Origin of the sequence: Clostridioides sp. ZZV15-6383 (assembly GCF_020657735.1) — a bacterium.
GTDB lineage: Bacteria > Bacillota > Clostridia > Peptostreptococcales > Peptostreptococcaceae > Clostridioides > Clostridioides difficile_D.
The window spans coordinates 1-5,732 of the sequence record NZ_JAGWCV010000099.1 but is presented as its reverse complement, the minus strand read 5'-3'; the positions used below and the strand labels follow the sequence as shown (position 1 = coordinate 5,732).

6 protein-coding genes are annotated in these 5,732 nt (G+C 25.3%); all 6 read left to right on the top strand.

Features of this window, described 5'->3' with window-relative positions; genetic code table 11:
• Nucleotides 1–405: hypothetical protein (locus KGF42_RS18595; protein WP_227826870.1), on the top strand; the 405-nt coding region annotated here is incomplete at its 5' end.
• A gap of 429 nt (nucleotides 406–834) precedes the next feature.
• Nucleotides 835–1,614: an SPASM domain-containing protein gene (locus KGF42_RS18590; protein WP_227826869.1), complete on the top strand. Its 780-nt coding sequence runs from the start codon at nucleotides 835–837 to the stop codon at nucleotides 1,612–1,614.
• Nucleotides 1,615–1,662: 48 nt separating this feature from the next.
• The gene (locus KGF42_RS18585) at nucleotides 1,663–1,830 is read left to right on the top strand and encodes a hypothetical protein (RefSeq protein WP_227826868.1); all 168 of its coding nucleotides are present in this window, start codon (nucleotides 1,663–1,665) and stop codon (nucleotides 1,828–1,830) included.
• A 197-nt stretch (nucleotides 1,831–2,027) separates the two neighbouring features.
• On the top strand, nucleotides 2,028–4,577 hold the full coding sequence (locus tag KGF42_RS18580) for an ABC transporter permease (protein ID WP_227826867.1): 2,550 nt from the start codon (nucleotides 2,028–2,030) through the stop codon (nucleotides 4,575–4,577).
• A gap of 234 nt (nucleotides 4,578–4,811) precedes the next feature.
• Nucleotides 4,812–5,486: an ABC transporter ATP-binding protein gene (locus tag KGF42_RS18575; protein ID WP_227826866.1), complete on the top strand. Its 675-nt coding sequence runs from the start codon at nucleotides 4,812–4,814 to the stop codon at nucleotides 5,484–5,486.
• Nucleotides 5,470–5,601, top strand: a complete 132-nt coding sequence (locus tag KGF42_RS19975) for a hypothetical protein (RefSeq protein WP_255651002.1) — start codon at nucleotides 5,470–5,472, stop codon at nucleotides 5,599–5,601. The genes KGF42_RS18575 and KGF42_RS19975 overlap by 17 nt, the downstream gene beginning before the upstream one ends.
• The last annotated feature ends 131 nt before the right edge of the window (nucleotides 5,602–5,732 follow it).

The window sequence follows — 5,732 nt, the reverse complement described above, 5'->3', positions numbered from 1 at the left end:
TATACTAAAGCTGATGGAACACTAGGAGAAGAGGGAGAGAAAGCAGCACTAACAGGAACATCAATAACAGGTTTAGTAAATGGAAAGACATATAAGGTAGAAGAATATATAGCACCAGTAGTGAACGAAGTAATAATAGGAGAAGGTTCAGTATCAGGAGCAACAGCAGGAGATAAAGAAATAACAGGATTGACATCAGGAAAGATATATAAAGTAACAATGGATGGAGTTGAAAAATATACTAAAGCTGATGGAACACTAGGAGAAGAAGGAGAGAAAGCAGCACTAACAGGAACATCAATAACAGGTTTAGTAAATGGAAAGACATATAAGGTAGAAGAAGATTCAAGTGCTATATCAACAATTAGTAGACTAATGGCCAAGCTTACTAATTTAGTTAAATAATTTAATACCTCATTAAACTAAATTATATATTTGTATAAACATGTTTTTTACTTATTAAATATTACTGGAGATTTTTAATCCCAGTAATATTTTTTATTAGAAAATACTAAACGACACTTTGTATACATATCATCATAAATTTATTATGATTAATGTATACTAAAAAATGGATTTATGTTAAAATTCAAGTAAATAGATTGAAAATAAAAAGTAAAAGGTTAGCCATTGATTTTCGATTTATTCCTAGATTTTTCGATAGAAAGTCTTAAATAAGTGAGAACTCTAGTTAGAAAATTTTTGATATCATTAATTATATATTAATATCAACATAATAGTTCCTAGACATCAATAATTTTAATGTTTAAAATGATATAAAAAATTACCTATAAATAGTATACTAAGTATATACATAGGGAGTTAGTAGATAGATTGAGTGACAAAGAGATATTATTTGATATAACTACAAATGGAACTATTATAAATGATGAAATAATAGAGTTTATAGCAAAGAATGTAAAAAATATATCGATAAGTATTGATGGAGAAAAGAATATACATGATATAAATAGAATAGATGCTAACGGAGTAGGTACTTATGAAAAGGTAATAGAAAATGGAAAAAGACTTATAGAGAAAGGTATATATGTTAGGGCAAGAATGACATATAACTCAAATACTGTTAAGTATCTTTATGAGAGTGTATATGATATAGCAAAACAAGGGTTTAAAAATATCGCTCCAATTTCAGATTTTATGGATAAAAACTGGGATAATTCTCATATTAAAATATTAAATGAACAAATTAGTAAAATTATGAATATTAAAAAGGATTATCCTGATATAGATATCTCTATTTTAGATAAACAATTTATAAATAAGAAAAAAGGAGACTGTTTTGGAGGAATAAATAGTTATGCAATAGATATTAGAGGAGATGTATATCCATGTACAGTATGTGTAGGAGATAATGATATTTTACTAGGAAATATATATGATGGATTGGATGATAAAAAAATTAAGAACCTTATAAAAATTTATATATCTAAGAATGAAGAGTGTGATGGATGTACTAGACTTGATTATTGTATGTCAACCAGATGTAAACTTATCAATAAAAAGGTAACAGGTAAATTCCAAAGTGCAGTACCGATTTATTGTGGATTAGAAAGAGTTTATGTTGAAACGACAAAAAAGCTATATAAATTATAATCTAGTTTAACTAGTTATAATAAATATAAAACAAAAGTAAAGGGGGATATGTATTATGATACATATAAAAAAATCGAAGAAAAAATAGAACTTCAAGATGTTGAGGTGCAAGCAGATCCATGTAAATGGTATTATGACAAGCATGAAATTATTTCGCAAATAGACTGCATGGAGGATTGTGCAGGAAAAACTCCAAAAGGAACAGTGGCATATTAAAAAAGACTAGTCAATTTATTAAATGAAAGTACTATATGTAGTTTTTAGGAATGAAATATGTTTTTCTAGACTTTAGTATTTTTAATAATTAAATTTAACTAGCACAATGAGTTAGTTAGTATTTAATGAGACTCTATAATCTAAAATTTTAGATTATAGAGTTTTTCTTGTAAATGTGAATAAGGAGAATTCTAATTATGATCAATATTAAACTGGCAATGTCGTATTTAAAAAGAGAAAGAGGAAAAACTCTATCATTAATACTTAGTATAGGAATTGCTGTTATGTTAGTTTTTTCATTAAGTGTTATTAAAGAGTCTCAAGGGCAATCAGACATAAATCATGCATATAAAAACTCAGGAGATTATCATGCTTTTTATGAAGATCTAGATAGTAAGATAGTAAAAAAACTTAATAATGAAGAAGATATAAAAGAATTCAATGATGTACTTAAATTTGGAGAAATTGTAAGTAAAGATAATGGGGCATCTATAAATTTATGCTCTTACAATAAAAATTTTTTAGATTCTACTAGATATAAGTTAGCCAGAGGTAGAGAACCTAGAAATTCTAATGAATTAGTAATAGAACAAAAAGTTTTAGATAAAATGGAACTAGATGTTAAATTGAATCAAACTATTGATTTTCAGATTATTAACGAGTATGTAAATAAAAATGATGAAAATGATATTTATAGTAAAGATAAGAAATTTAAACTAGTTGGTATTTTAAGTAAACCTGATGAATACTATGAAAGTTTAAATGAATACAAGGTAAGAGCTTTTACATATTCAAACGATGGAAAAGACATTGTTCCATATGAATTAATAACTCATATGGGAACACTAAAACTGAATACAAAAGACTTAGATACTCAAAAAGTAGTAAATTTAGGAGTGAAATACAAGTTAACAAATAATCAATTTTATCCAAATACGGAAGTAAGTATGGCTATGTCTATGAAAAATATTTCAAAAACAACAACTTACTCAATAAAGCAAAAATTATTACCTTTATTATGTGCAATGTTAGTAATATACAATATATTTAACATAATAATATTAGATATGACCAAGCAAATTGGTTTACTTAGAGCTGTTGGATCCAGTAAGAAAAACATTAGATGTATATTTTTTATTCAGAGCATTGTAGTTTTATCTGTGGGGTTAGTAATAGGCTTACTTGGAGGTATAGTTTTTTCTTACTTAGGTCTTATGATTGTATATGATAAAAGTGCAGAGTTAATTATAAATAAGAATTCTATAATTGAATCTATCATCATGTCAACTATAGCAGTTATATTAGCTTCTGTAGTAACTATATATAGAGCTGGAAATTTATCTATAATTGATGCTATAAAGAAGACAGATAAGTTAAATTATGTTCCTAAGCTTTTGTTGTTAAAATCACATAAAAAAGTTGTTGGAATTATAAATGAAATAGCTTTCAAAAACATATTTAGGAATAAAGTTACATCAATAATAATTATTATTACTATAGCACTATGTGGAGTTTTGTTTATAGGGAGATTAACTTCCACAAAATTCATATATGGAAAAGAATCAGAAGCATCTAATATAACAAGTAAATCATATGGTAATTTTGATATTTATTTAGGATATTCACCAATAAATGCAAATTACACATTTTCTAAGTACAATAGCTCTTTATTAGATGAGATAAAAGCTATTAATGATGTAACAGATATTGAGCCTAATATTTATTTAAGTGGATATTTAAGAAATTCTAATTTAGAAAAAAGTTACTTGGATGAATTAAATAGAACTGGAATAAATAATAAAAATGAATCTACAGTTTTATTTAGGGGTTACAATAAAGAGTTGTTAAATAATGTAGATAAGTATATAGATAAAGGAGAAAATGTCTATAGTTATACAAAAGGTAATTATAAAAATATTTTACTGGTAAATAATTTTTATTCTAGAATTGAAATGTCAAATAATGCTCAGATTATAAAATCACCTAAAGTAGGAGACTTATTAGATATAAAAATTCCTGTATATAAAGGGGGAGAGTATAAATATATAAATACAAAAGTAAGAGTAGCTGGAATAATGAAAAATAGCTATATATCAGAGCAAGATGGAGAATCTCAATCAGGTGGAATTCAAGTGATATTTAATGAAAAGGATTTAAAAGAACTAACAGAGATAAATGATTATAATAAAGCTTTTGTGAAGATAAAAAAAGGAACAGATAAAAAAGTAATAAAAGAAATAAATAATATAATAGAAAAAAGTGGGTTTTCAGATATAGAGGGAAGATATGTACGTAATCATTTTGGAGACCACTATAATAAGTCTTCATATAAATTAGCGATGATTTGTGTATTTGGAGTTTTATTAATATCATCTATAAATATTATTTTTATAGTTAGATCAAATATAATTGTGAGATTGAGTGAGATATGTACGTTCAGAGCAGTAGGGATGTCCAAGAAAAATGTAAAAAGAATGTTAATAAAAGAAAACATTATATATGGAGTATTAAGTATGATTGTGGCAGGAATCATATCTAGTTTCAATTATTATAAAATGATTTCTGAAACTAATAAACTTAATCAACAGATATATGGTATAAGTAACTCTATTAAATTTGAAATTCCAATATATGAAATTTTAATATTTGGATTAATATCTGTTTTCGTTTGTATCATTGCAGTTTATTTTTCTAATAAAATGATAAATAAACTTAGTATAGTAAGTGGTATAAAAGAAAATGAATAGAATTGCTAATTTAAATATACTGTAAGGAAATATTCTTTATTTAACAACTTTACATGTATTGGAAATTATAATACATATAATTTTTTTACTATTTTAAATAGAGCATTTAATCTTGGTATTGACTACAAAGATGTATAGTTATATCAATTAGAGAATTTAGATATGGTAGTAGAACTTATTTACGAAAATTTAATCTAAGAATATATATTTTTTAAATGGGAATGGAGATACGTTATGAAAATACTTAAGGTAAAAGATTTAAAAAAAATATATGGAAAATATGAGAATGAAGTTAGGGCTCTTGATGGTATTGATTTAGAGATAGAGCCACATAAATTTACGGCTATTGTAGGCGCAAGTGGTTCTGGTAAAAGTACATTACTTCACTGTGTTGCAGGCTTAGACAAGCCAACTTTAGGGAATGTGTACTTAGATGATGTAGATTTATATACATTAAATGATAATAAGCTGTCTGAAATAAGAAGGCAGGAATTTGGTTTCATATTTCAAAGCTACAATTTAATACCAGTTATAAATGTATATGATAATATAGTACTTCCTGTGTTACTTGATGGGAGGAAAGAAGACAAAGAATATGTTATGGGATTAATTAATAAATTGGGGATTGAAAAACAAATAAAGAAATATCCTAATGAACTATCAGGAGGTCAACAACAAAGAGTTGCAATAGCTAGAGCTTTAGCCAATAGACCATCAGTAATATTTGCAGATGAACCTACTGGTAACTTAGATAGTAAGACTACAAATGAAGTTATGAATATGCTTGAATGGTGTGTTAAAGAATATAGACAAACACTAGTTATGATAACTCATAATGATAATATTGCAAAGACAGCTGATAGAATTATAACTATAAAAGATGGAAAAATAGATGAAAAAAACTATTAATAATAATTTATTTAGAATACTAAATATAATAGTATATAAAAATAAGACTAAGTTAATAGTATCATTTATAATGGTTTTTATAATTATTGGTACATATCCAGTAGAAAAATTATAATATTTGAGTCTGGAAATATTTATGTGTATTCTTTAAATAAAAATTTATTTTTTAAGTGATAATTAAACATTTATTTGTAAGGCTATGGCTTTAAAAATCATAGCCTTATTTTGATATTTTTTCCATTTTTG

What these genes read in the sequence shown, in the direction of transcription:
- KGF42_RS18585 (WP_227826868.1), top strand. Translation starts at nt 1,663, where the DNA reads ATGTATTATGATACATATAAAAAAATCGAAGAAAAAATAGAACTTCAA.
- KGF42_RS18580 (WP_227826867.1), top strand. Translation starts at nt 2,028, where the DNA reads ATGATCAATATTAAACTGGCAATGTCGTATTTAAAAAGAGAAAGAGGA.
- KGF42_RS18575 (WP_227826866.1), top strand. Translation starts at nt 4,812, where the DNA reads ATGAAAATACTTAAGGTAAAAGATTTAAAAAAAATATATGGAAAATAT.
- KGF42_RS19975 (WP_255651002.1), top strand. Translation starts at nt 5,470, where the DNA reads ATGAAAAAAACTATTAATAATAATTTATTTAGAATACTAAATATAATA.